23 protein-coding genes are annotated in these 22,192 nt (G+C 72.0%); 12 read left to right on the top strand and 11 right to left on the bottom strand.

The window, feature by feature from the left end; translation table 11 throughout:
* The first annotated feature begins 74 nt into the window (after positions 1-74).
* Entirely contained in the window at positions 75-455 is a 381-nt protein-coding gene (locus ACIBR0_RS22725; protein WP_396718756.1) for an SCP2 sterol-binding domain-containing protein, read from the top strand.
* Positions 452-2,506: a glycogen debranching N-terminal domain-containing protein gene (locus tag ACIBR0_RS22720; protein ID WP_396718753.1), complete on the top strand. Its 2,055-nt coding sequence runs from the start codon at positions 452-454 to the stop codon at positions 2,504-2,506. The genes ACIBR0_RS22725 and ACIBR0_RS22720 overlap by 4 nt, the downstream gene beginning before the upstream one ends.
* Before the next feature lie 19 nt (positions 2,507-2,525).
* Here the strand turns inward: ACIBR0_RS22720 and ACIBR0_RS22715 are convergent, their stop codons facing one another.
* The 6 genes from ACIBR0_RS22715 to ACIBR0_RS22690 form a co-directional block, all read right to left on the bottom strand.
* On the bottom strand, positions 2,526-3,392 hold the full coding sequence (locus ACIBR0_RS22715) for a hypothetical protein (RefSeq protein WP_396718751.1): 867 nt from the start codon (positions 3,390-3,392) through the stop codon (positions 2,526-2,528).
* Between the two features lie 182 nt (positions 3,393-3,574).
* Entirely contained in the window at positions 3,575-3,898 is a 324-nt protein-coding gene (locus ACIBR0_RS22710) for a DUF1416 domain-containing protein (RefSeq protein ID WP_357039430.1), read from the bottom strand.
* A gap of 5 nt (positions 3,899-3,903) precedes the next feature.
* Complete coding sequence (locus ACIBR0_RS22705; RefSeq protein ID WP_396718748.1) at positions 3,904-4,752, bottom strand: sulfurtransferase; 849 nt, start codon at positions 4,750-4,752, stop codon at positions 3,904-3,906.
* Between the two features lie 201 nt (positions 4,753-4,953).
* Positions 4,954-5,031, bottom strand: a complete 78-nt coding sequence (locus ACIBR0_RS22700; protein ID WP_311202345.1) for an Ms5788A family Cys-rich leader peptide — start codon at positions 5,029-5,031, stop codon at positions 4,954-4,956.
* A 106-nt stretch (positions 5,032-5,137) separates the two neighbouring features.
* Entirely contained in the window at positions 5,138-5,926 is a 789-nt protein-coding gene (locus tag ACIBR0_RS22695) for a DUF2993 domain-containing protein (RefSeq protein WP_396718745.1), read from the bottom strand.
* Between the two features lie 72 nt (positions 5,927-5,998).
* On the bottom strand, positions 5,999-7,039 hold the full coding sequence (locus ACIBR0_RS22690; RefSeq protein ID WP_396718743.1) for a hypothetical protein: 1,041 nt from the start codon (positions 7,037-7,039) through the stop codon (positions 5,999-6,001).
* 247 nt (positions 7,040-7,286) lie between these two features.
* On the opposite strand from ACIBR0_RS22690, the gene ACIBR0_RS22685 reads away from it, so the two are divergent.
* From ACIBR0_RS22685 to pstB, 8 genes are all read left to right on the top strand, one after another.
* On the top strand, positions 7,287-8,006 hold the full coding sequence (locus ACIBR0_RS22685) for a winged-helix domain-containing protein (RefSeq protein ID WP_396718741.1): 720 nt from the start codon (positions 7,287-7,289) through the stop codon (positions 8,004-8,006).
* Between the two features lie 147 nt (positions 8,007-8,153).
* Positions 8,154-9,017 (top strand): polysaccharide deacetylase family protein, encoded by an 864-nt coding sequence (locus tag ACIBR0_RS22680; protein WP_396718739.1) that lies wholly within the window; start codon positions 8,154-8,156, stop codon positions 9,015-9,017.
* Positions 9,018-9,063: 46 nt separating this feature from the next.
* Entirely contained in the window at positions 9,064-9,990 is a 927-nt protein-coding gene (mshD, locus tag ACIBR0_RS22675) for a mycothiol synthase (protein WP_396718737.1), read from the top strand.
* A 3-nt stretch (positions 9,991-9,993) separates the two neighbouring features.
* Positions 9,994-11,058 (top strand): phosphate ABC transporter substrate-binding protein PstS, encoded by a 1,065-nt coding sequence (pstS, locus tag ACIBR0_RS22670; RefSeq protein WP_396718734.1) that lies wholly within the window; start codon positions 9,994-9,996, stop codon positions 11,056-11,058.
* 287 nt (positions 11,059-11,345) lie between these two features.
* Positions 11,346-12,449: a phosphate ABC transporter substrate-binding protein PstS gene (pstS, locus tag ACIBR0_RS22665; RefSeq protein ID WP_396718731.1), complete on the top strand. Its 1,104-nt coding sequence runs from the start codon at positions 11,346-11,348 to the stop codon at positions 12,447-12,449.
* Between the two features lie 38 nt (positions 12,450-12,487).
* Positions 12,488-13,579, top strand: a complete 1,092-nt coding sequence (gene pstC, locus ACIBR0_RS22660) for a phosphate ABC transporter permease subunit PstC (RefSeq protein WP_357032252.1) — start codon at positions 12,488-12,490, stop codon at positions 13,577-13,579.
* Positions 13,580-13,655: 76 nt separating this feature from the next.
* Positions 13,656-14,741, top strand: a complete 1,086-nt coding sequence (pstA, locus tag ACIBR0_RS22655; protein ID WP_396718727.1) for a phosphate ABC transporter permease PstA — start codon at positions 13,656-13,658, stop codon at positions 14,739-14,741.
* Between the two features lie 20 nt (positions 14,742-14,761).
* The gene (gene pstB, locus ACIBR0_RS22650; RefSeq protein WP_396718848.1) at positions 14,762-15,538 is read left to right on the top strand and encodes a phosphate ABC transporter ATP-binding protein PstB; all 777 of its coding nucleotides are present in this window, start codon (positions 14,762-14,764) and stop codon (positions 15,536-15,538) included.
* 103 nt (positions 15,539-15,641) lie between these two features.
* Here the strand turns inward: pstB and ACIBR0_RS22645 are convergent, their stop codons facing one another.
* Positions 15,642-16,475 carry an NUDIX hydrolase gene (locus tag ACIBR0_RS22645; RefSeq protein ID WP_396718724.1) on the bottom strand — a complete coding sequence of 278 codons (834 nt, stop codon included), beginning with the start codon at positions 16,473-16,475 and terminating at the stop codon, positions 15,642-15,644.
* Positions 16,476-16,576: 101 nt separating this feature from the next.
* On the opposite strand from ACIBR0_RS22645, the gene ACIBR0_RS22640 reads away from it, so the two are divergent.
* Entirely contained in the window at positions 16,577-17,545 is a 969-nt protein-coding gene (locus ACIBR0_RS22640; RefSeq protein ID WP_396718722.1) for a Gfo/Idh/MocA family protein, read from the top strand.
* A gap of 59 nt (positions 17,546-17,604) precedes the next feature.
* Here the strand turns inward: ACIBR0_RS22640 and ACIBR0_RS22635 are convergent, their stop codons facing one another.
* The 3 genes from ACIBR0_RS22635 to ACIBR0_RS22625 form a co-directional block, all read right to left on the bottom strand.
* Positions 17,605-18,609, bottom strand: coding sequence for an inorganic phosphate transporter (locus ACIBR0_RS22635; protein WP_357032268.1), 1,005 nt, complete (start codon positions 18,607-18,609; stop codon positions 17,605-17,607).
* A 4-nt stretch (positions 18,610-18,613) separates the two neighbouring features.
* Positions 18,614-19,240, bottom strand: a complete 627-nt coding sequence (locus tag ACIBR0_RS22630; protein WP_396718720.1) for a DUF47 domain-containing protein — start codon at positions 19,238-19,240, stop codon at positions 18,614-18,616.
* A 130-nt stretch (positions 19,241-19,370) separates the two neighbouring features.
* On the bottom strand, positions 19,371-20,276 hold the full coding sequence (locus ACIBR0_RS22625) for a PPK2 family polyphosphate kinase (protein ID WP_396718847.1): 906 nt from the start codon (positions 20,274-20,276) through the stop codon (positions 19,371-19,373).
* A 336-nt stretch (positions 20,277-20,612) separates the two neighbouring features.
* On the opposite strand from ACIBR0_RS22625, the gene sigJ reads away from it, so the two are divergent.
* Positions 20,613-21,578, top strand: a complete 966-nt coding sequence (gene sigJ / locus ACIBR0_RS22620) for an RNA polymerase sigma factor SigJ (RefSeq protein WP_396718718.1) — start codon at positions 20,613-20,615, stop codon at positions 21,576-21,578.
* 22 nt (positions 21,579-21,600) lie between these two features.
* Here sigJ and ACIBR0_RS22615 read toward each other — a convergent pair whose 3' ends face one another.
* Positions 21,601-22,107, bottom strand: coding sequence for a DUF402 domain-containing protein (locus tag ACIBR0_RS22615; RefSeq protein ID WP_396718714.1), 507 nt, complete (start codon positions 22,105-22,107; stop codon positions 21,601-21,603).
* Positions 22,108-22,192: the final 85 nt, after the last annotated feature.

The following is a 22,192-nucleotide window of genomic DNA, read 5'->3' as shown; positions in this document are numbered from 1 at the left end:
GCACCCGCCGGACGGCGGGCGGGTGGAGTTCCGATAAGGGCCCGACAACTCGGGCGAGTGCCTACGATTCGGATGTGAGCGAGGCGATCGAGCGGTTCTTCGAATCGCTGCCGGCGCGCGCCCCGCAGGTCCTGCGCGGCCCGGTCGCCGGGACCATCCAGATCGACCTCTCCAAGGACAACCAGACCACGCACTGGCTGGTCCGGATGGCGCCGGGCGAGGTCGAGGTGAGCCAGGCCCGGGGGCCGGCCGACGCGATCTGGTACAACTCCGAGGAACTGTTCGAGCGCCTGGCGACCGGGCGGGCTCAGGCGATCGCGGCCGTCCTGCGCAACGAGAGCACCTTCAGCGGCAACGTCGCGCTGTTCCTGGCGTTCCGGCTGTTCTTCCCGAATCGGCCCGGCACGAGGGATCCGCGCGAGGTCGCCCGCCAACAGGCCGGGCGGCTGCGGTGAAGGACCTCGTCAGCATCCTGGACGGCAACACCTTCCTGGTGAGCGACCGGCGTGGCGACATCGAGCCGTCCCTGGACTTCCCGACCGGTCTCTTCTCCTTCGACACCCGGTTCCTCTCCACCTGGCTGCTCACCATCGACGGCGAACGCCTGCACGCGTTGTCCGTCGACGACTCGACGTCCTACCGCACCCGCTTCTTCCTGGCGCCCGGCGAGCCGACCCACTACCTGGACGCCAAGGTCTCGGTGATCCGGAGCCGCGCGATCGGCGGCAGCTTCGCCGAGGAACTGACCGTGCTCAACCACACTCGCGAGGAGATGGAGTTCACCGTCCGCGTGGAGATGGGCGCGGACTTCGCCGACCTCTTCGAGGTCAAGCAGGAGATCCACAAACGCGGTCGGACCATCGCGACGGTGGGCGCGAACGAGCTACGGCTCACGTACCGCCGCGAGGCCTTCCACCGGGAGACCGTGATCACCACGAGCACGCCGGGGGAGGTCGACGTCTCGGGCATCACCTACCGGATCCGCGTCGCCCCGCACGGCGAGTGGACCACGCGGCTGCACGTCGCGACCGTCGTGTACGGCGCGCGGGGTGAGGACTTCCGCGCCAGCCTGCCACTGGGGGGAGGCCGGAGCCCGTCCGTCATCGAGGCCGAGCAGGACGAGTTGATCGCCCGGGCGCCGAAGCTGGGCTGTGACTGTGAGCCGCTGGCCGGGGCGTACCGACGCAGCCTGAACGACCTGGCCGCCCTGCGGTACGAGTCGATCACCCTCGGCGTCCGGCTGATGGCCGCCGGACTGCCGTGGTTCATGACCCTCTTCGGACGGGACAGCATCATCACCTCGTTGCAGGTGCTGCCCTTCCTGCCGGACCTGATCCCGCCGACCATCCTCCTGCTGGCCGGAATCCAGGGGCACCGACTCGACGACTTCCGTGACGAGGAGCCCGGCAAGATCCTCCACGAGCTGCGGTACGGCGAGACGGCCGGTTTCGAGGAGCAGCCCCACTCGCCGTACTACGGGTCGGCCGACTCGACGCCCCTGTTCGTGATCCTGCTCGACGAGTACGAGCGCTGGACCGGTGACAGCCGGCTGGTCCGGCAACTGGAGACGCAGACCCGGGCCGCGCTCGCCTGGATCGACACGTACGGCGACCTGCTCGGCACCGGCTACCTCTGGTACCAGACCCGCAACCCGGACACCGGCCTGGCGAACCAGTGCTGGAAGGACTCCTGGGACTCGATCTCGTACCACGACGGCCGGCTGCCCGGCTTCCCCCGCGCCACCTGCGAACTCCAGGGCTACGCGTACGACGCGAAGATCCGGGGCGCCCGGCTGGCCCGGACGTTCTGGAACGACCCGGCGTACGCCGAGCAGTTGGAGCGGGAGGCCGCGGAGTTGAAGGCGCGCTTCAACCGCGACTTCTGGATCCCGGACCGGGAGTACTACGCGCTCGCCCTGGACGCCGACGGCCGGCACGTGGACGCGCTCACCTCCAACATCGGGCACCTGCTGTGGAGCGGCATCGTCGACGAGTCCCGCGCCGGACGCCTGGCCGAGCACCTGCTCGGCCCCCGCCTCTTCACCGGCTGGGGCATCCGGACCCTCGCCGACGACCAGGGGCGGTACAACCCGATCGGCTACCACGTCGGGACGGTCTGGCCGTTCGACAACTCGCTCATCGCCTGGGGACTGTGGCGGTACGGCTACCGGGAGGAGGCCGGCCGGGTCTGCGAGGCGATGCTGGCCGCGTCCCGGTTCTTCGACGGGCGGCTGCCGGAGGCCTTCGCCGGCTACGAGCGGACCCTCACCGACTACCCCGTGGAGTATCCCACCGCGTGCAGCCCGCAGGCCTGGTCGGCGGGGACGCCGCTGCTGCTGCTGCGGGTCATGCTCGGCCTGGAGCCGCAGGGCGAGCACCTGATCATCGACCCGGCCGTGCCGGACGGGATGGGGCGGGTCGAGTTGCTGGACATCCCGGGCCGGTGGGGACAGGTCGACGCCCTGGGCCGCAGCCGCGGCCCCCACGACGGAACCCGAGGCCACTGACCCCCTGCCGGTGACTGGGTCAGGGGGTGCAGGGGAGGGTGGCGGAGAGACGGACCTCGCCGTCGGTCTGGTCGGCGATGACGCTGACCGGGCCGGTGCGGTACGCATACACCTCGGGGTTGTCGACGACCGGGACGCCACCGGACAGCGGCGCGAGCGCGGCGCCCAGGGCCGGCGGCGCCGGGACGGGGTCGGCGCGGACCGTCCGGGCGACGCCGCCGTCCGGGCAGGCCGCCCGGTCGTGGTCGCCGACCGGCTGGTCGGGGTGGCCGACGGCGCGCAGGGCCGCGACGAGCGCGTCGACGTCGGGACCCGAGCCGGCGCCGATCGCGGGCTCGACGTAGGGGTCGCCCAGCGGCCGGCAGCCGGTGTCCGCGGTGAACCGGACCCGACCCTCCCGCTCGACCTCGCCCTCGACCGTGACGAACTCACCGGCGTCGGCCCGCAGGCGCGGCCCCTCCGCGGTGACCCGGACCCCCGCCCGCCAGTCCGCCGGGAGCCGTCCGGAGACCCGCTCCAGCAGCGTCCGCTCCTCGCCGGCCGGTACGACCACCGTCACGCCGCGCAGCAGGATGCCCCCGTCGGACAGCGGCGTGACCCGGCAGCCCCGCTCGACCTCGGGCGGGGTGAGCGCCAGCACGGAGTCTCCGCCGATCGCTCCGGCCAGTTCGCCGATCGCCCGGTCGACCACCGGGCCCGCGTCGGAGAGGCTCCGCTGCTCCCGCACGGTCGGCGGGTCGGTGCGCACCGAGTACCAGGTGAGCGCGGCCAGCAGCACCGCCCAGACCACCGACGCCACCAGCAGCCGACGGGTCCGGCGCCGGTCGCGCGGGGACGGCTCGGTGCCGGTCGACGGGGCGTATCCAGGCGGGGCAAGACCACTCACACGCGCCATAGTGTCACGCGCCCGCCGCCCCTTCGCCCACCCGCCCCAAGACCGCGACTTCCCCGAAAATGCTGCCTCGCGCGTGATCGAGGCAGCAGGTTCCCCGATGTTGCGGGGATCTTGTGGCAGCGGCCCGCCACCTCCGGGAGGGGTGGCGGGCCACGGGCCGATCAGGGCGTGGGTCAGGAGGCGACGGTGACCGCGACCTCGTTGATGCCACGGCCGGCGGTGACGGCGGTGTCGCCGTTGCCCTGGCGGGACAGCGCCCGCAGCGTCCAGGCGCCGGGGGCGGCGAAGAACCGGAACTGGCCGGCGGCCGAGGTGACGACCTCGGCGGTGAACTCACCGGTGGAGTCGAGCAGTCGGACGTACGCGCCCGGCACGGCATCGCCCGCGTCGGAGCGGACGACACCCGTGATCACGGTCTCCTTCTCCAGATCCAGGCTGGCCGGCAGCGGCGCGGCCTGGTCCGGAGCGGCGCATCCGGCGGCGGTGGGTGCAGTCATGATGATCAGGCCTCCCCGGGCTCGTCGCCGAGCGCGACCGGCACGCCGACCAGCGAGCCGTACTCGGTCCAGGAGCCGTCGTAGTTCTTGACGTTGCGGTGACCGAGCAGCTCCTGGAGCACGAACCAGGTGTGCGAGGAGCGCTCGCCGATCCGGCAGTACGCGATGGTCTCCTTGCCGTCGTCCAGACCGGCGTCGGCGTAGATCCGGCGCAGCTCGTCGTCGGACTTGAAGGTGCCGTCCTCGTTGGCGGCCCTGGACCACGGCACGCTGATCGCGGTCGGAATGTGGCCGGCCCGCTGCGCCTGCTCCTGCGGCAGGTGGGCGGGGGCGAGCAGGCGGCCCGCGAACTCGTCGGGGCTGCGCACGTCGACCAGGTTCCTGGTGCCGATCGCGGCCACGACCTCGTCCCGGAAGGCGCGGATGGAGGTGTCCGGCTCCTGCGCGACGTACCGGGTCGCCGGGCGGGTCACCGCGTCCTTGACCAGCGGACGGGCGTCCAGCTCCCACTTCTTGCGCCCGCCGTCGAGCAGCTTGACGTCGCCGTGGCCGTAGAGCTTGAAGTACCAGTACGCGTACGCGGCAAACCAGTTGTTGTTGCCGCCGTAGAGGACCACGGTGTCGTCGTTGCTGATCCCCCGCTCGGAGAGCAGCGCCTCGAACTGGCTCTTGTTGACGAAGTCCCGCCGGACCGGGTCCTGCAGGTCGGTCTTCCAGTCGAGCTTGATCGCGCCGGCGATGTGGCCGGTGTCGTAGGCGGAGGTGTCCTCGTCGACCTCGACGAAGACGACGCCCGGGGCGTCGAGGTTCTTCTCGGCCCACTCGGCCGAGACGAGCGCGGTGTCGCGACTCATCAGATCACTCCCTGGTGAGGATGGATGGTGAGCCAGCGCGCGGAGATCGGTATTGGTCGTTGCCGCACGCGGGACCCAGAGCTAGGACGGATCACGGGTTCGTGCGACGGCGCCGCTGTCGGGCGTTCGGTGGGGGAGCACCGGAAGGGTCGTGGACCCTGAGTGCGCTGCCGGATCAGGCAGCCGAGGACAGCCCCGCCGTCAGATGACGGGGCGACACAGGCAGGTGGCCACGCGGCACAGGTCGACCGCGCGCCGTTTGGTGAGGAGCGTCCCCATGACCACGGAGCCTACCAGTCAGTGACCGTGACGCCACCGGGCCGACCAGCATCCGGGACGCGGCTCCCGCGTCGGACGTGGCCGGCCCGGGAGGCGGCGCGCTCGGTCAGGTGGCGGAGTTGATCGGCACGTTCTTCGCGTCGGCGGTCACCGCGAGACCCTCGGGCAGCGGTCGAACCTCGCGGACGGCGAGCTGGAACGGCAGGTCGGGCAGGGGTACGTCGATCGAGATGCTCTGCGCGTAGTTGTTGAGGATCGTGCGGGCCAGCGGAACGTCGGGCAGCCCCTCGGCGCTGAGGTCCTTGAAGCGCAGCGCCACCTTTCCCTGCTCGCCGACGGTCACGTCGGCGGTGCCGTTGACGGTGAGCCGCTGCCCGAGGACGTCGACCGGGGCGGTCACCGCGAGCCGGCCGTTCTGTTCGCCGAGGGTGAGCCCCTCCCGGTCGAGGAGCGCCGCCAGGCTCTCGTAGCTGATGGTGCCGGTGCCGTTGACGGTCTCGGCGACCACGTCGCCCTGCCCGGACCGGAGAGTGTCCAGCGACGCGGCCACGTTGCGGGCGTCCACATCGAGCTTCGGCAGCGCGACGGCGTCACCCTGCACCGACCCCTGCACGTCGGTCAGTCCGATGGAGATGCGCTCGTAACGGCCGTTCAGCACCTGGGTGAGGAACGGGAAGCCGCCCACGTCGACGGAGGGCGGCGAGGACTGCGCGCCCTGCTTGGCGACCTCCTGGCGGACCTGGTCGGCGATGGCCCGCTCGGCCACCCCGGCCGCCACCCGGTCGGCCACCACCAGCAGCCCGACCAGGATCAGGAGCAGCACGACGAGCGTGACGAGCACCTTGCGCCCGCGCCGCCGCGGCCGCTCCTCCTCGTACGCGTACTCCTGCGTCACGCCGCCTCCTGTCACCCGGTCGCCGCCTCGGCGCAACCGTTGGTACCCGAACTCCGAAAAGCTCAACCGTGGTCAGAACACCAGCTTGCACATGACGTACGCCGCCGGTGCGGCGAGGGCGAACCCGCCGAGCGGCCCCTGCATGTGCCGGGCCACCCACATCGTCGGTGGCTCCCCCGCCATCAGCCGGCCCGCCTCGGCGTACCCGGCGGCGAGGTCGGCGAGGACGGCCGCGACCGCCGCGACCAGGCCGATGAGCGCGGCCTTCGTGGGGGTGAAGGGGGCGACCAGGTAGCTGCCGAGCAGGGCACTGACCAGCGTGCCGACCATCGCGCCGCCGACCACGCCGGAGGCGCCACGGGGCACCTGGGGGGCCAGTCGCGGCCAGGCCGCGAACCCGTCGGTGAACCGAGCGACGGTGAGCGCCACCCCGGCGGCCAGCAGGCCGACGGTGATCGTCTGGGTCCCCGCCACGATCCGGCTGAGCAGGATCAGGGTGGCGAAGGCGACGACGCCGACCACGATGAGCGCGGTCCCGCGCAGCGAGTCGGTCACCCGGGCCCGGTCCACCCGGCGGACCAGTTGGCCGAGCACGGCCACCAGGAGAGCGGCGGCCGCCACGGAGAGCAGCGGCGTGAGGCGGGCCTCCGCCATCCGCACGGCGGCCACGTCGGCCACCACCGCGGCGACGCCGGCGACGCCGGCGACCAGCCACATGGCCGGCGGGCGGAGGGCGGTCGTCCAGGCCAGCACGAAGAGCAGCTGTACGCCCAGGACGACGATCGCGAAGGGCAGGCGGTGCCCGGGGCCGGAGGTCTGCGCCGCGAGCACCAGACCGAGCCCGAGCAGCGCGGCGAAGCCGGCGACGGCCAGCGCCAGCGGGCGGCGCACCTCGACCGGCGGCGGTTGCTCCTCCTCCGGCTCGGCGTCCGGGGCGTCGTCCGGGCGACGGGCCGGCTCGCCGTCGCGCCGGCGGCGCGGGCCGCTCCGGCGGTCGCCGTCGTCCTCCTCACCCGGTCCGGTACGCGGAGCGGGCGAGGCGCCGGCCGATGCCGGACGGGGCCCGTCGGGCCACGGATCACGGCCGGTGTCGGGCGAGCTGGCGGGATACACGCCTCCGATCGTGCCAGACCCGCTGGCCGGTGCGGGGAGCACGGTTTCGGCGACGTTAAAAGGTGAGCTGCGATCAAGGGCAACTCGGGCAAACGGGAAAGGACGTGAAGGTGAAGCCGGGGCCATCGGTTACGCTCAAGCCGTTACCCGCCCGTCAGCGACGCCGGGACCCACGCAAGTTCATCAGCGCACGCCCGGTTCGGGGTGCCGCTGGTCGCGCGCGGCCGATGCGGCCGCCGGGACGGAGGTGATCGTGGAGATCCTGCTGCTGGTGACCGCACGCGCAGGCGAACCATCCGCTGTGCTGCCGGCGCTCGACCTGCTGCCGCACTCGGTCCGCACCGCGCCGCGTGACGTCCGCACCCTGGTCTCCGGCCCCAGCCCGGACGCGGTCATGGTCGACGCCCGCTCCGAGCTGAGCGAGGCCCGCGCCACCTGCCGGATGCTGCACGCCACCGGGCTCGGCGTTCCTCTCGTCGCGGTCGTCACCGAGGCCGGTCTGATCGCGCTCAACGCCGACTGGGGCGTCGACGACGTCATCCTCGCCTCGGCGGGTCCGGCCGAGGTGGAGGCACGTCTGCGCCTCGCGGTCGGCCGGCTGAGCAACGCGACCGCCGGCACCGGCGGCTCCGTCCGGGCGGGCGAGCTGACCATCGACCCCGACACGTACGCCGCCAAGCTCAAGGGCCGGCCGCTGGACCTCACCTACAAGGAGTTCGAGCTGCTGAAGTTCCTGGCCCAGCACCCGGGCCGGGTGTTCACCCGGGACCAGCTGCTGCGCGAGGTCTGGGGCTACGACTACTTCGGCGGCACCCGCACGGTGGACGTGCACGTCCGGCGGCTGCGGGCGAAGCTCGGCTCGGAGTACGAGTCGATGATCGGCACGGTCCGCCAGGTCGGCTACAAGTTCGTCGTGCCGCCGTCCCGTTCGCTGCCGGACGCGGAGCACGCGCCGCTGCCGGTCTGACCGTCTCCTTCCGCAGGAACTATTACTGATCTGCCCTTTTTGCACGGCTAGCCCGCCCTATTCTGATTGCCGGGTTTGCCAGGCAAAGGGGGAGATCGTGCGTGCATCGACCGCGGTGGTGGAGTTCGGCCCGGGACGGGTCCACTGATGCGGGTCAGCCCGGCCGTCCGCTCCCTGGGCATCGTCGTCCTGGTGCTGACCGCCCTGCTCGGCTCCGCGTACGCCCTGGGTCGCAGCCTGGTCCCGGACGGACCCGGTCGCGGCGTCACCACCGGCGCCACCGCCCCCCACTACGCCGACCAGCCCCCGACGGGCGGCGGGCCGAGCGGCCCCGACGAGGCCGGGCAGGACGACCCTGGAGGCCCGGACGGGCAGGCCACGCAGTCCGGCGCAGCCGACGACTCCGACGAGGCGTACGGCGCGCACACCACCACGGGCACCTCGGCCGTCGCGCTGACCTTCGACGACGGCCCGGACCCCCACTACACGCCGCAGGTGCTCGCCGCACTGCGGCGGCACGACGTCACGGCCACCTTCTGCGTGGTCGGCGAGAACGCACAGAACCACCCGGACCTGATCCGGGCGATCGTGGCCGACGGGCACACCCTGTGCAACCACAGCTGGAACCACGACGTCCGGCTCGGGGCGCGGTCCGCGGACCGGATCCGGGCCGACCTGGTGCGCACCAGCGACGCGATCCGGGCGGCGGCGCCCGGCGCCCCGATCTCCTACTACCGCCAGCCCGGCGGCGCCTGGACGCGCACGGTCGTCTCGGTGGCCGAGGAACTCGGCATGGTCCCCCTGCACTGGAACGTGGACCCGTCGGACTGGCAGGCGCCGGGGGCCGGCCGGATCGCCGCCACCGTGGTCACCGGCGTCGTACCCGGCTCGGTGGTGCTGCTGCACGACGCCGGCGGCGACCGGCAGGGCACCGTGGACGCGCTGCACCGGATCCTGCCGGACCTGACGAGCCGGTTCCAGCTGGGGGCGATGCCGACCGGCACGACATGAGCCGGCCGGTCCGGCGCCACCGCGGGCGCGGGCTACGGTGGCCGGCATGAGCAACGCCGAACCGACCGTCGACCAGGTGACCCGGACCGACCGGCTCGACCCGGCCGAGGTGACCGACGTGCTGACCCTCGCCCGGCTCGCGGGCGACGCCGACGGGGCGGACCCGTTCGACGAGCACGTCCTGCTCCGCCTCCGGGACGCCGCGGCCCCCGCGGTGCACCTCACCGCCCGCGCCGACGACGGCACCCTGACCGGGTACGCGCACCTGGACACCACCGACACCGCCACCGGGACCGGGGTCGAGCTGGTCGTCCACCCCGCGTACCGGCGGCGGGGCACCGGGCGGGCACTGGCCCGGGGTGTCCTCGCGACGGCCACCGGGCCGCTCCGGGTGTGGGCGCACGGCGACCACCCGTCGGCCGCCGCGCTCGCCGTCGACCTGGGCTTCCGGCGCGCCCGGGTGCTCTGGCAGCTGCGCCGGCCGCTCACCGCGCCAATCCCGGAGCAGCCTCTGCCGGACGGCGTGACGCTGCGCCCGTACCGACCGGGAGACGACGACGCCGCATGGCTGGCGCTGAACGCGCGGGCCTTCGCCGAGCACCCGGAGCAGGGCCTCTGGTCGGTCGACGACCTGCGGGTACGCCTGGCGGAGCCCTGGTTCGACCCGGCGGGCTTCCTGCTCGCCGTCGACACCTCCGACGGCCGGCTGCGCGGCTTCCACTGGACGAAGGTGCACGAGCGGCCCGGGTCCGCCCGCATCGGCGAGGTCTACGTGCTCGGGGTGGACCCCTCCTTCCACGGCGGCGGGCTGGGTCGGGCGCTGACCGCCGCGGGCCTGACCTACCTGCGGGACCGGCGGGGCCTGGACCGGGTGATGCTCTACGTCGACGAGTCGAACACCGGCGCGGTCGCGCTCTACGGGCGGCTCGGCTTCGCGCACTGGTCGGCGCACGTCAACTACCAACTGGGCTGAGTGGTGCGCGGGCGACGGTTCGGCACGGCCGGCAGCGTCGCGACGCTGCTGCTGACCGTTGGGGCGTGCACGGCGGATCCCGTCACCGGCCCGGTCCCCCGCGAGCTGTGCGCCCCCGGCACCCTGGACGCGCAGGGCTCCTCGGCCCAGCGCAACGCGATGGAGGTCTGGACCCGCGCCTACCAGCGGTCCTGCCCCGGTTCGACGATCAACTACGAGCCCTCCGGCTCGGGGGCCGGCATCAAGGCGCTGGTCGCCGGCACCGCCGACTTCGCGGGCAGTGAGTCGCTGCTCGAACCGAAGGAGCAGGAGCAGGCCGACGCGCAGTGTTCGGGCGGTCGGACGATCAGCCTGCCCATGGTGATCGGCCCGGTGGCGGTCGCGTACCGGCTCAGCGGCGTCGCCGAACTCCGGCTGACCCCGGCGACCGTGGCCCGGATCTTCGCGGGCGCGATCTCGACCTGGGACGATCCCGCCGTACGCGCCGACAACCCCGGGGTCGACCTGCCCGCCGCGCCGATCCGGTCGGTGCACCGATCGGACGACTCCGGCACCACCGAGACCTTCACGACCTACCTCGCGGCCGCGGCGCCGGGTGACTGGACCCTCGGCGCGGACCGGACGTGGCCGGGGCCGGGCGGGACCGGCGCGGAGGGTTCGGAGCGGTTGACCGAGGCGGTCGCCGACACCGAGGGCGCGATCGGCTACCTGGAGCTGTCGTACGCCCGGCGGGCGGGCCTGCCGGTGGCCCGGATCCGCAACGCGGCCGGTGAGTTCGTCCCGCCGTCGGCGGAGGGTGCCGGGAAGGCGGTGACCATGCCGGGGAACGGCCTGCCGGTCGAGGTGGACAGCGACACCCGGGCGGCGGGGGCGTACCCGATCGTGCTGGTCACCTACGAGATCCTCTGCGAGCGGGGACTCGCCCCGGACGAGGTGCCGCTGGTCCGGGGCTTCCTCGGCTGGACGGCCAGCGCCGACGGGCAACGGGCCATCACCGACCTGGGCTACGCGGCGCTGCCGGAAGTGCTCCGCCGCCGGGTGGCCGACCAGGTGGCCCGGATCTCCTGAGCGACGGCGCGACGGGTCACCGCCGGATAACGGTGGCGACTCGGCACGGTAACGGCCAACCGGGAAAATGCCCATACGTCCGACAGGGGTACCCGAGTTCACGTAACGGACAACTCGCCCTCAGCGACCGGTCACCCCGAGGGTTCAACCTGTTCACCTTTCGTTCACTTGCGACCGGCGAACCGGTCACCTGGCGCTCCTAGCTTTTGGACCAGCCGGTCAGCGTGCCGGTTCCGGGTCCCCCAACCGGGAGCCCAGTCAGTCAGACGTGAAGGGAAACCCCTCAGGTGAAGCTCCAGCGGCACGGCACTCTCGCCTGCCTCGCTCTTACCGCGACGCTCGCTCTCAGTGCATGCGGCTCGGACAACAACGAGCCTGCCAGCCCGTCGGCCTCCGGGTCGTCCGCGGCGGCCGACTGCGCCACGGGCACGCTGAACGCTCAGGGCTCCTCGGCCCAGAAGAACGCCATGGCCGAGTGGATCAAGGCGTACCAGCAGAAGTGCCAGGGCGTCACGATCAACTACGAGCCCTCGGGCTCCGGCGCCGGCATCGAGGCCTTCATCGCCGGCACCGCCGACTTCGCCGGCTCGGACTCGGCCCTGAAGGAGGACCAGCAGCCCAAGGCCGACGCCCGCTGCGCCACCGGCAAGGCCGTCAACCTGCCGATGGTCATCGGTCCGGTCGCCGTCGCCTACAACCTCACCGGCGTCGAGAACCTCCAGCTGAAGCCGGCCACCCTGGCCAAGATCTTCGCGGGCAAGATCACCAAGTGGGACGACGCGGCCGTCAAGGCCGACAACCCGGACGCCAAGCTTCCCGCCACCGCCATCCAGACCGTGCACCGGTCGGACTCGTCGGGCACCACCGACAACTTCACCGACTTCCTGGGCAAGACCGCCGAGGCCGACTGGACCTTCGGCAAGGCCAAGGAGTGGAAGGCCCCGGGCGGCACCGGCGCCAAGGGCTCGGACGGCGTGGCCAGCCGGGTCAAGGGTGCCGAGGGCACCATCGGCTACATGGAGTGGTCGTTCGCCGAGAACGCCGGCCTCGGCATCGCCAAGATCGGTAACGGCGCCGGCGAGTTCGCCGAGCTGACCGCCGAGGCGGCTGGCAAGACGATCCAGGGTGCGGCCATCGAGGGTCAGGGCAACGACCTCAAGATGAAGATCGACTACAACACCAAGGAGGCCGGGGCCTACCCGATCGTCCTGGTGACCTACGAGATCGTCTGCGAGAAGGGCACCGCCGCCGACAAGCTGCCGCTGGTCAAGGGCTTCCTCGGCTACGCGGCCAGCACCGAGGGCCAGGCGGAGCTGACCGAACTGGGCTACGCCCCGCTGCCGGAGACCGTCCGGACCAAGGTCGAGACCGCGGTCACCAGCCTCTCCTGACCCGACACCACCATTCCTCAATCGGAGCGAGCGAGCAGATGGGTGACATCCCTCACCGCTCGGCCAACGCCGGCACCGGCGGGAGCCCCGTGACCAACGGTTACGGGAGCCCCGCCGGTGCCTCGGCGCGTACGGCCGAGGCACCAGTCAGCACCCGTACACCGGACGGCCCCGGCCTGGGCGGTGGCGGCGCGCTGCCGCGGGCCCGGAGGTTCGGCGCCGAACGGGCCTTCCGCGGCCTCACGCTGGCCGCCGGCACCGCCGTCCTGGTCGTCATCGCCGCCATCGCGGTGTTCCTGATCATCAAGGCGGTCCCGGCGCTCCGCGCGAACACGGAGAACTTCTGGACGTTCGAGGGCTGGTTCCCGAACGACCCGGAGCCGAAGTTCGGCATCGGTGCGCTCGCCTTCGGCACCGTCCTCAGCTCCGTGATCGCGCTGCTGCTCGCCGTCCCGGTGGCGCTCGGGATCGCGCTCTACCTGTCCCACTACGCGCCGCGCCGGCTGGGTACCTCCCTCGGTTTCCTCATCGACCTGCTCGCCGCCGTGCCCAGCGTGGTCTTCGGCCTCTGGGGCCGGGACTACTTCTCCGGCCCGGTCCGCGACTTCTCGGCGTGGCTGAACACGTACTTCGGCTGGATTCCGCTGTTCGGCGGCGACGGCCCCTTCGGCGCCTCCATCCTGCTCGGCGCGCTGGTGCTCGCGATCATGGTCCTGCCGATCATCACCTCGCTCTCCCGCGAGGTGTTCCTGCAGACCCCGACCGCCAACGAGGAGGCCGCCCTCGCGCTGGGCGCCACCCGCTGGGAGATGCTCCGCACCGCGGTGCTCCCCTACGGCCGCCCCGGCATCATCGCCGCGGTGATGCTCGGCCTGGGCCGCGCGCTCGGCGAGACCATCGCGCTGGCGCTGACCCTCGGCATCACGTTCAACATCTCGTTCAACCTGATCGAGAACGGCGGCAACACCATCGCCGCCAACATCGCCAACGCGTTCGGCGAGGCGAACGAGACGGGTCGGGGCGCGCTGATCGCCTCCGGTCTGGTCCTCTTCGCGATCACGCTGATCGTCAACATCACGGCGCGGGCGATCATCTACCGCCGCCGGGAGTTCACGGAGTCGGCCGCATGAGCGAGCGTCAGCGAGTGAATCACCGTCACAGTGCATCGGTGCCTCAGGGCGCCACGGAGCGAAGCGGAGTGGCGGCATGAGCACCGTCGCATCGCACCGCACCCGCCCGCCGGCCCAGCCGCCGACGCTGCGGGCCCGGCGACTGCCGAAGTACGCCGCGCCGGCCATCGCGCTGGTCGCGCTGCTGGTCGCCGCCGGCCTCGTGTACGGCACGGGCATCGGCGGCCCGGTCCTGGTCGTGGTGATCGGGGCGGTCCTCTACCTGGCCGGGCTCTTCCTCGCCGCGAACGCGGTCGAGGGCCGGCGGTCGGCGCGCAACCGCACCTGGAGCGCGCTGATCCACTCGGCGTTCGTGCTGGCCGTCCTGCCGCTGGCCTCGGTGGTCTGGACGCTGGTCACCAAGGGCGCCGAGCGGCTGGACGCCGACTTCTTCCTCACCTCGATGAACAACATCGGGGCTCGCGATCCCAACGGTGGCGCGTACCACGCCATCGTCGGCACCCTGGAGCAGGTCGGCATCGCCACCCTGATCACCGTCCCGATCGGGGTCCTCTGCGCGATCTACATCGTCGAGTACGGCCGGGGCGCGTTCGCCGCCGCGATCCGGTTCTTCGTCGACGTGATGACCGGCATCCCGTCGATCGTCTCCGGTCTGTTCATCCTGGCTTTCTGGATCCTGATCGTGTCGCCGTACTTCAACGACGGGCGGCCGGGATTCTCCGGCTTCGCCGCGGCACTGGCCCTCAGCGTGCTGATGCTCCCGACGATCGTCCGGTCGACGGAGGAGATGCTGCGCCTCGTGCCGGCGCCGCTGCGCGAGGGCGCGTACGCGCTCGGCGTGCCGAAGTGGAAGACCATCCTGCGGGTCGTGCTGCCGACCGCCCTGCCGGGCATCGTCACCGGCGTCATGCTCGCCATCGCCCGCGCGGCCGGCGAGACCGCCCCGGTGCTGCTCGTCGCCGGCGGTGGCGCGGCGATCAACTTCAACCCCTTCGAGAACAACCAGTCGTCGCTGGCCCTCTTCGTCTACCAGCAGGCCGGTGACGCGTCCAGGTACGCGCCGGCGCGGGCGTGGACCGCGGCACTCACCCTGGTCGCCCTCGTGCTGATCCTGACGATCGCGGCGAAGCTGCTGGCCCGTCGCAACCGGCTCGGCCGATGAACCCCGGAGGTACCACCACCATGGCCAAGCGCATCGAAGCCTCGAACGTCACCGCCTACTACGGCGGTTTCAAGGCGATCGAGAACATCAACCTGACCGTCGAGCCCAAGACGGTGACCGCCCTGATCGGCCCCTCCGGCTGCGGCAAGTCCACCTTCCTGCGGTCGATCAACCGGATGCACGAGGTGCTCCCGGGGGCCCGGGTCGAGGGCAGCCTCACCATCGACGGGCAGGACATCTACGACCGCGACGTGGACGTCACCGCCGTCCGCCGGATGATCGGCATGGTCTTCCAGCGCCCGAACCCGTTCCCCACCATGAGCATCTACGAGAACGTGGTGGCCGGGCTGCGCCTCAACGGCGTACGGCGCAAGTCGATCCTGGACGAGGCGGCCGAGAAGGCGCTGAAGTCGGCGAACCTGTGGAACGAGGTGAAGGACCGCCTGGCCAAGCCGGGTGCCGGCCTCTCCGGCGGTCAGCAGCAGCGGCTCTGCATCGCCCGTACCATCGCGGTCGAGCCGCAGGTCGTGCTCATGGACGAGCCCTGCTCGGCGCTCGACCCGATCTCCACGCTGGCCATCGAGGACCTGATGTTCCAGCTGAAGGACAAGTTCACGATCATCATCGTGACGCACAACATGCAGCAGGCCGCACGTGTCTCGGACCGGACCGCCTTCTTCTCCATCGAGAAGACCGGCGACCCGGGCCGCCTCATCGAGTACGACAACACCCAGAAGATCTTCAGCAACCCGAGCGTGAAGAAGACCGAGGACTACATCACCGGCCGCTTCGGCTGAGCCGCCCCGCCTACTGCCGCAGTTTCAGAGAAAGAGTGGCCATTCTCGCCGGAATGGCCACTCTTTCTCTGAAACTGCATGTGGGCGCGCGCCTGCGGGACGGTCAGCGCAGGAGGAAGCGGGGGGCGTCGGGTGTCGTCACGTCGAGGTGCGGTGTGACCGGGGTGGCGGCGTCGCGGGTCGTCGCGGCGTGGGCCACCCCGTCCAGGTCACCGCAGGCCGCCACCTGACCGAGGGTGACCAGGGTGGGCGGGAGCATGGTCAGCTCGCCCGCCGCCGCCCGGTCGCGGGCGTCGGCCGGCCGGGCCCAGAGCACGCGGTCGGCCTCGCGGGAGACGTCCCGGGTCCGCTGCCCCTCGGGCAGCAGGGCCAGGAAGAAGTACGTGTCGAAGCGGCGCGGCTCGAACTCCGGGGTGATCCACCGGCTCCACGGCAGCAGCAGGTCCGACCGGAGGGTGAGGCCCCGCTGCGCGAGCAGGTCGGCGAAGCCCACCTCGTGCCGTTCCAGGGCGACCCGGGCCGCCTCCCAGTCGTCGCCGCTGACGTCGCCCACCACGGTCCGCGCGTCCGGGCCGGCGAGCAGCACACCGGCCTCCTCGAACACCTCCCGCGCGGCCGCGCAGACCACCGCCTGGGCGGCCTCCGGAGACAGGCCGAGCCGGGCACCCCACTCGGCGGGGTCCGGGCCGGCCCAGTCCACGTGCGCCTGCGAGTCCGAGGCGTCCACACCGCCACCGGGAAAGGCGTACATCCCGCCGAAGGCCATCGCGGCGACCCGGCGGATCAGGTAGACCTCGAAGTCGGCCGGGGCCGGACGCAGCAGCAGCACGGTCGCCGCGACCCGTGGCACGGCCGGGGTGCCCCCCTCGGCACGGAACCGGCGGGCGTGCTCCACCAGCGCCGGCGGGGCGGGGAAGCCGTCGCGCTCGATCGTCATGCGGTGAGCCTAGGCCACGCCCGGCCGCCCGGACGCGGCCCTGTTTCCCGCCCCCCGGAACCCCGGTCCGCTCCCCCGGTGATCTTCGCTAGCGTTGCGGCATGACTCGTTGGGGCATCCTCGCCACCGGCCACATCGCCGGTCGGTTCGCCGAAGACCTCCGGCTGGTGCCGGGCGCCGAGCTGGTCGCGGTCGGCTCGCGTACGCGGGAGAGCGCCGAGCGCTTCGCGGCCCGGCACGGCGCGCGGCGGGCGTACGCCTCCTGGGCGGAACTGGCCGCGGACGCCGACCTGGACGTCGTCTACGTGGCCACCCCGCACGCCGCCCACCACGCCGCGGCCCTGACCTGTCTCCGGGCGGGCCGCGCGGTGCTGCTGGAGAAGCCCTTCACCCTCGACCTGGCCACCAGCCGGGAGCTGGTGGACGCCGCGCGCGCCGCCGGGGTCTTCCTCATGGAGGCCATGTGGATGCGGACGAACCCGCTGGTACGGCGGGTGTGCGAGCTGGTCGCCGACGGCGCGATCGGCACGGTGACCAGTGTGCGGGCGGACTTCGGGGCTGCCGGTGAGTTCCCGCCGGAGCACCGGATGCGGGCCCGCGCCCTGGGCGGTGGCGCGCTGCTGGACCTGGGCGTGTACCCGGTGAGCCTGGCGCACCTGCTGCTCGGCGTGCCCGATCACGTGCGCTCGTGGGCGAAGGTGAGCCCGGAGGGCGTGGACGAGAACACCGGGATCGTGTTCGGGTACGACTCGGGGGCGGTGGCCACGTTGAGCTGCGGCATGGTGGGAGCCACCCCGCTGGTCGCCTCGATCACCGGCACCGGCGGGCGGATCGACCTGCCGGAGCCGTTCTTCCGGCCCGGCTCGATGACGCTGCACCGGGACGGCGCCGAGCCGGAGACCGTCACGACGGAGCTGGTCGGCAACGGCTACCAGTACGAGGCCGAGGAGGTCCAGCGCTGCCTCGCGGCGGGTCTCCCGGAGAGCCCGCTCGTGCCGCACTCGGTCACGCTGGAGGTCATGGCGCTGCTCGACGGCATCCGCGCGCAGATCGGCGTCGACTACACCTAGGTGCGTTAGGAAGGGCCCCTTGTACAACGCCAGGCGTTAACAAGGGGCCCTTCCTTCTGTCAGCTGAAGAGGGGGCGGACCAGGAAGTACATGAGGGCGCCGATGGAGCCGGCGGCCGGGAAGGTCAGGATCCAGGCGCCGATGATGTTGCCGGCGACGCCCCAGCGCACGGCCGAGAGCCGCTTGGTGGCCCCGACACCCATGATCGCCGAGGTGATCGTGTGGGTGGTCGAGATCGGGGCGCCCAGGACCAGCGCGTTGAAGTAGAGCACCGAGCTGGCCACGGTCTCGGCCGCGAAGCCCTCCGGCGGACGCAGGTCAATGATCTTGCGACCGAGGGTCCGGATGATCCGCCAGCCACCGGCGTACGTGCCGGCCGCGAGGACGGCCGCCGAGGTCCAGAACGCCCACTCCGGAATGAACTCCGGATCGTCCTGGAAGCCGCCCACGTAGAGGGCGAGCACCACGATGCCGATGGTCTTGGCGGCGTCCTGCATGCCGTGGCCGACCGACATGGCGGCGGCCGAGGCGGTCTGCGCCCAGCGGAAGCCCCGGTTCAGCTTGCCCGGGTGCCCCTTCCGGAAGATCCACTGCACGGCGATCATGACGATGTATCCGAGCAGGAAGCCGACCATCGGCGAGAGGATCATCGGGATGATGACGCTCTCCCCGATACCGGTCCACAGCACCGTGCCGGAGGCGGCGATGGTCGAGCCGACCAGGCCGCCGATGAGCGCGTGCGACGAGGAGGACGGCAGGCCGAAGTACCAGGTGATCAGGTTCCAGACGATCGCGCCGATCACGCCGGCGAAGACGATGGCCAGGCTGGCCTGCCCGGTGGGTAGTTTCACCAGCCCGCTACCGACGGTCTTGGCCACCTCGGCACCGAAGTGCGCGCCGATGAAGTTGCCGACCGCCGCCATGGCGAGGGCCACGCGTGGTGTCAGCGCGCGGGTGGAGATGCTGGTCGCGATCGCGTTGGCGGCGTCGTGGAACCCGTTGGTGTAGTCGAACGCCAGGGCCACCGCGATCACCGCCAGCACGGCGATGAGTTCGGGACTCACAGGATCAGGACTCCTTGACCGCGATGGTCTCGACGGTGTTGGCCACGTGCTCGAAGGCGTCGCAGGCCGCCTCCAGCTCGTCGGCGACCTCCTTCATCTTGAGTACCGTCAGGGCGTCGTACTCGCCCGAGAAGAGGCGGACCAGCAGCATCCGGTACATCTGGTCACCGGTGTTCTCGAGCCGGTTGCACTCGATCCAGTAGTCCTCGAGGTCCTTCATCGACCTCAGCCGCGGCATCGCCTCGGCGGTCAGCTTCGCCTGCTGGTCGAGCACGTTGACCAGCTCGTGCATCTCCCGCGGCAGCGACGGGAGCTTGGTCAGGCCGTACAGGTAGAGCAGGTTGCCGACCGCCTCCAGGTGGTCCATCACGTCGTCCAGCAGCGAGCCGAGCCGGTAGATGTCCTCCCGGTCGAACGGCGTGATGAACGTGGAGTTGATCTTCTTGTACAGCTCGTGGGTGATCTGGTCGCTGTCGTGCTCCACCTCGGTCAGCCGTTCGCTGACCGACTGCACCTCGACCCCGGGCAGCCCCAGCTCGTTCAGCAGTTCGGTGCCCTTCACCAGGTTCTGCGCGGCCCTGGTGAAGAGCTCGTAGAAGGCGCCCTCGTTCGGGCGGAAGGAAAACTTCACAGCACGGACCTCGTCGTGTCGGTGGAAGGGTGGAGGCTCCCCCGGAGAGGCGCCCGCCTGGGAATGCTAGGAAACGACGGATCCGGGAAAACGGCGGCCCACCTATGGCCAGCTCCGATCTACCCTCTGTTCATCTTCCGTTAACTTTCACCGGTCCCGTGGTCCCCAGCAGTCGCTCCCGTTCCCGTCGTACGTCGAAGGTGGCAGCCGGATACCCGAGACCGACCGTGTCGAACGTCTCACGCAGCAGGTGGGCCACCGCCCAGTCGCGGTACCACTTCCGGTCCGCCGGCACCAGGAACCAGGGCGCGGCGTCCGTGTCGCACCGGCTCAGAGCCTCGGCGTACGCGGCCTGGTAGTCGTTCCAGCGGGCCCGCGCGTCGACGTCACCCGGGTTGTACTTCCAGTGCTTGCGCGGGTCGTCCAGCCGTGCCAGCAGGCGCCTGCCCTGCTCGTGGTGGGAGATGTGCAGCATCACCTTGACCAGGGTGAGCCCGTCGTCGGCCAGCTCCCGCTCGAAGGCGTTGATCTCGTCGTACCGGGCCCGCCAGGTCGCCTCCGGCACCAGGGACTCGACCCGGGCCACCAGCACGTCCTCGTAGTGCGACCGGTTGAAGACACCCACGTACCCGGCCGCGGGCAGGGCGCGCCGGATCCGCCACAGGAAGTCGTGGGCGAGCTCCTGCTCCGTCGGAGGCCCGAACGAGCGGATGTGCAGCCCGAGCGGGTTCATCGCACCGGCCACGCGCTTGATCGTGCCGTCCTTGCCTCCGCTGTCCATCGCCTGGAGCACCAGCAGCACCCGCCGCCGGGCCGCCGGGCCCCGGGCGGCCGGAACCGCCGGCGCCTTCGCACCGGCGAAGAGCATCTCCTGCTGCCGTCCCAGTCCGACACCGAGCAGCTCGACCTGGGTACGCGCCCACGCCTTGCGGTCCTCACCGGTCACCTCCCGGTCGGGCAGCCCCGGCGTCGACCGCGGGTCGACGGCCGCGAGATCGACCGCGTCACCGGACGCGACCCGCAGCAACTCCCGCATCGTCCCCCCGACCGGCTCCACCACGGCAGCCCCGTCGCTCCCGCTGGTCCCGTCGGTCCCACTCACCTCGCTCATCCCGCGATCATCACCCACCCCGCCCAAGACCGCCCGCCGACAACCACCGCCTGATCGTCGCGTTCCGCTCAGGCGCGTATATCCACTCGATGTCAATGACGTCGGGCTGAAAGACCCACCCGGACACCCCGATGTCACTGACGTCGAGCCGATCATGCTCCCCGCACGAAAGGGAGGATTTCCCTGCTGTCACGGTCGGGGGCCGTGCGGCGTCCTCCGGCGGGGGAGGATCGTCCTGTGTATCGGGGAGGGAGCGACGGGGTGGGCGACCTGACGGCGGAGTTCGAGGCGGAGCGGGGCCGGCTCACCGCGGTCGCGTACCGGATGCTGGGCAGCCGCAGCGAGGCCGAGGACGCCGTCCAGGAGACCTGGCTGCGGTACGCGGCGGCGCTCGCCGACCCCGCGGCCCGCGCCGAGATCCGCCAGCTCGGTGCCTGGCTGACCACCACCTGCTCGCGGATCTGCCTGGACGTGCTCCGCTCGGCGCGGGTGCGTCGGGAGACGTACCCGGGCCAGTGGCTGCCCGAGCCGGTGGTCACGCCGCTGGACGCCCTTCCCCGGCCGGACGGCTTCGCACCCGACCCGGCCGAGCGGGCGGTCCGCGCCGACCAGGTCGGCACCGCCCTGCTGGTGGTGCTGGAGCGGCTGAGCCCCGAGCAGCGGGTCGCGTTCGTCCTGCACGATGTCTTCGCGGTGCCCTTCGCCCGGGTCGGCGAGGTACTCGGCACCACCGACGTCGCCGCCCGGCAGCTCGCCTCCCGGGCCCGCCGCGCGGTCAGCGCACCGGAGGCGCCCCGGCACACCGCCGACGCCGCCGAGCAGCGCCGCGTGGTGCAGGCGTTCGTCGCCGCCGCCGAGTCGGGTGAGCTGGACGACCTGCTGAAGGTCCTCGCCCCGGACGTGGTCCTGGTCGGCGACGGCGGCGGGCACTTCCCGGCCGCGCGGTACCCGGTGGTCGGGGCCGACAAGGTCGCCCGCTTCACCCTCGGCCTGTTCGGTCAGGCCGGCCGCTACGGCGGCCGGCTGCGGGCCCGGCCGGTGCTGGTCGACGGTGTCCTGGGGCTCCAGTTGGAGACGGTGTTCCGCGACGGCCGGCCGCTGCGGCTGGTCACCGCCCTGGCCGTGCACGAGGGCCGGGTGACCGGCGTCTTCAACCAGCTCAACCCGGAGAAGGTGCGCGACGTGCCGCCGCTCGGCCCGGAGGACACCTGGCCGCCGCGCTGGTGACGGCCACGACGACGGCGCCGGCTCAGACCACCAGGGCCAGCCACTTCCGGTACGACGTGGCGAACGGCTCGGTGGCGTCACCCAGTGCACCGAGGAGCCATCCGGCGGCGGCCTCCGCCTCGGCGATCACGTCGTCCGGGTAGCCGAAGCGGACCCGGTGCTCGGCGAACTCGTCCTCGTCGCGCAGCTCGACGAGGCCGGTGGCCCGTCGCCGTACGACGTCCAGGTCGAGGTCGACCAGGTGGACCGTGTCGTCGTCGGCCCAGCGGGCGGGTGTGGTGATGTCGCAGTAGACCTCGCTGGTCCGCGGCGGCGGGTTGAACATGCCCGTCCACCAGGCCGCGTGCGGCACCAGGAGGACGAAGGGGATCTGCTCCACCGACGGGCGGCCGTGGTAGACCGAGGCGGTGCCGGCGGTGACGCCGAGCCAAATTCCGAGGTCGTCCTCGGCCAGCCGGCGGGCCCTATAGTCGCGGTGGGCGCTGCCGTCGTACTTGCGGTAGATCACACGGACCACATCGCTCGGCATGATTCGCACCCTAACCGATTCGGCCCAGGCGTCGCCGCAGGGATGTAACCGGGCGCGGCCGTACGGATGCCGGACCGTGACGGTG

This window comes from Micromonospora sp. NPDC049497, assembly GCF_044465805.1.
Lineage (GTDB): Bacteria > Actinomycetota > Actinomycetes > Mycobacteriales > Micromonosporaceae > Micromonospora.
Note: the sequence above shows the minus strand (reverse complement) of the source record. Positions and strands in the feature narration are given on the sequence as shown.

Bases quoted from the DNA above. Each gene is read 5' to 3' on its own strand.
- ACIBR0_RS22710 (WP_357039430.1), bottom strand. From the start codon at position 3,898: ATGACTGCACCCACCGCCGCCGGATGCGCCGCTCCGGACCAGGCCGCG.
- ACIBR0_RS22705 (WP_396718748.1), bottom strand. From the start codon at position 4,752: ATGAGTCGCGACACCGCGCTCGTCTCGGCCGAGTGGGCCGAGAAGAAC.
- ACIBR0_RS22700 (WP_311202345.1), bottom strand. From the start codon at position 5,031: ATGGGGACGCTCCTCACCAAACGGCGCGCGGTCGACCTGTGCCGCGTG.
- ACIBR0_RS22680 (WP_396718739.1), top strand. From the start codon at position 8,154: ATGCGGGTCAGCCCGGCCGTCCGCTCCCTGGGCATCGTCGTCCTGGTG.
- mshD (WP_396718737.1), top strand. From the start codon at position 9,064: ATGAGCAACGCCGAACCGACCGTCGACCAGGTGACCCGGACCGACCGG.
- pstC (WP_357032252.1), top strand. From the start codon at position 12,488: ATGGGTGACATCCCTCACCGCTCGGCCAACGCCGGCACCGGCGGGAGC.
- pstA (WP_396718727.1), top strand. From the start codon at position 13,656: ATGAGCACCGTCGCATCGCACCGCACCCGCCCGCCGGCCCAGCCGCCG.
- pstB (WP_396718848.1), top strand. From the start codon at position 14,762: ATGGCCAAGCGCATCGAAGCCTCGAACGTCACCGCCTACTACGGCGGT.
- ACIBR0_RS22645 (WP_396718724.1), bottom strand. From the start codon at position 16,475: ATGACGATCGAGCGCGACGGCTTCCCCGCCCCGCCGGCGCTGGTGGAG.
- ACIBR0_RS22640 (WP_396718722.1), top strand. From the start codon at position 16,577: ATGACTCGTTGGGGCATCCTCGCCACCGGCCACATCGCCGGTCGGTTC.
- ACIBR0_RS22625 (WP_396718847.1), bottom strand. From the start codon at position 20,276: ATGCGGGAGTTGCTGCGGGTCGCGTCCGGTGACGCGGTCGATCTCGCG.
- ACIBR0_RS22615 (WP_396718714.1), bottom strand. From the start codon at position 22,107: ATGCCGAGCGATGTGGTCCGTGTGATCTACCGCAAGTACGACGGCAGC.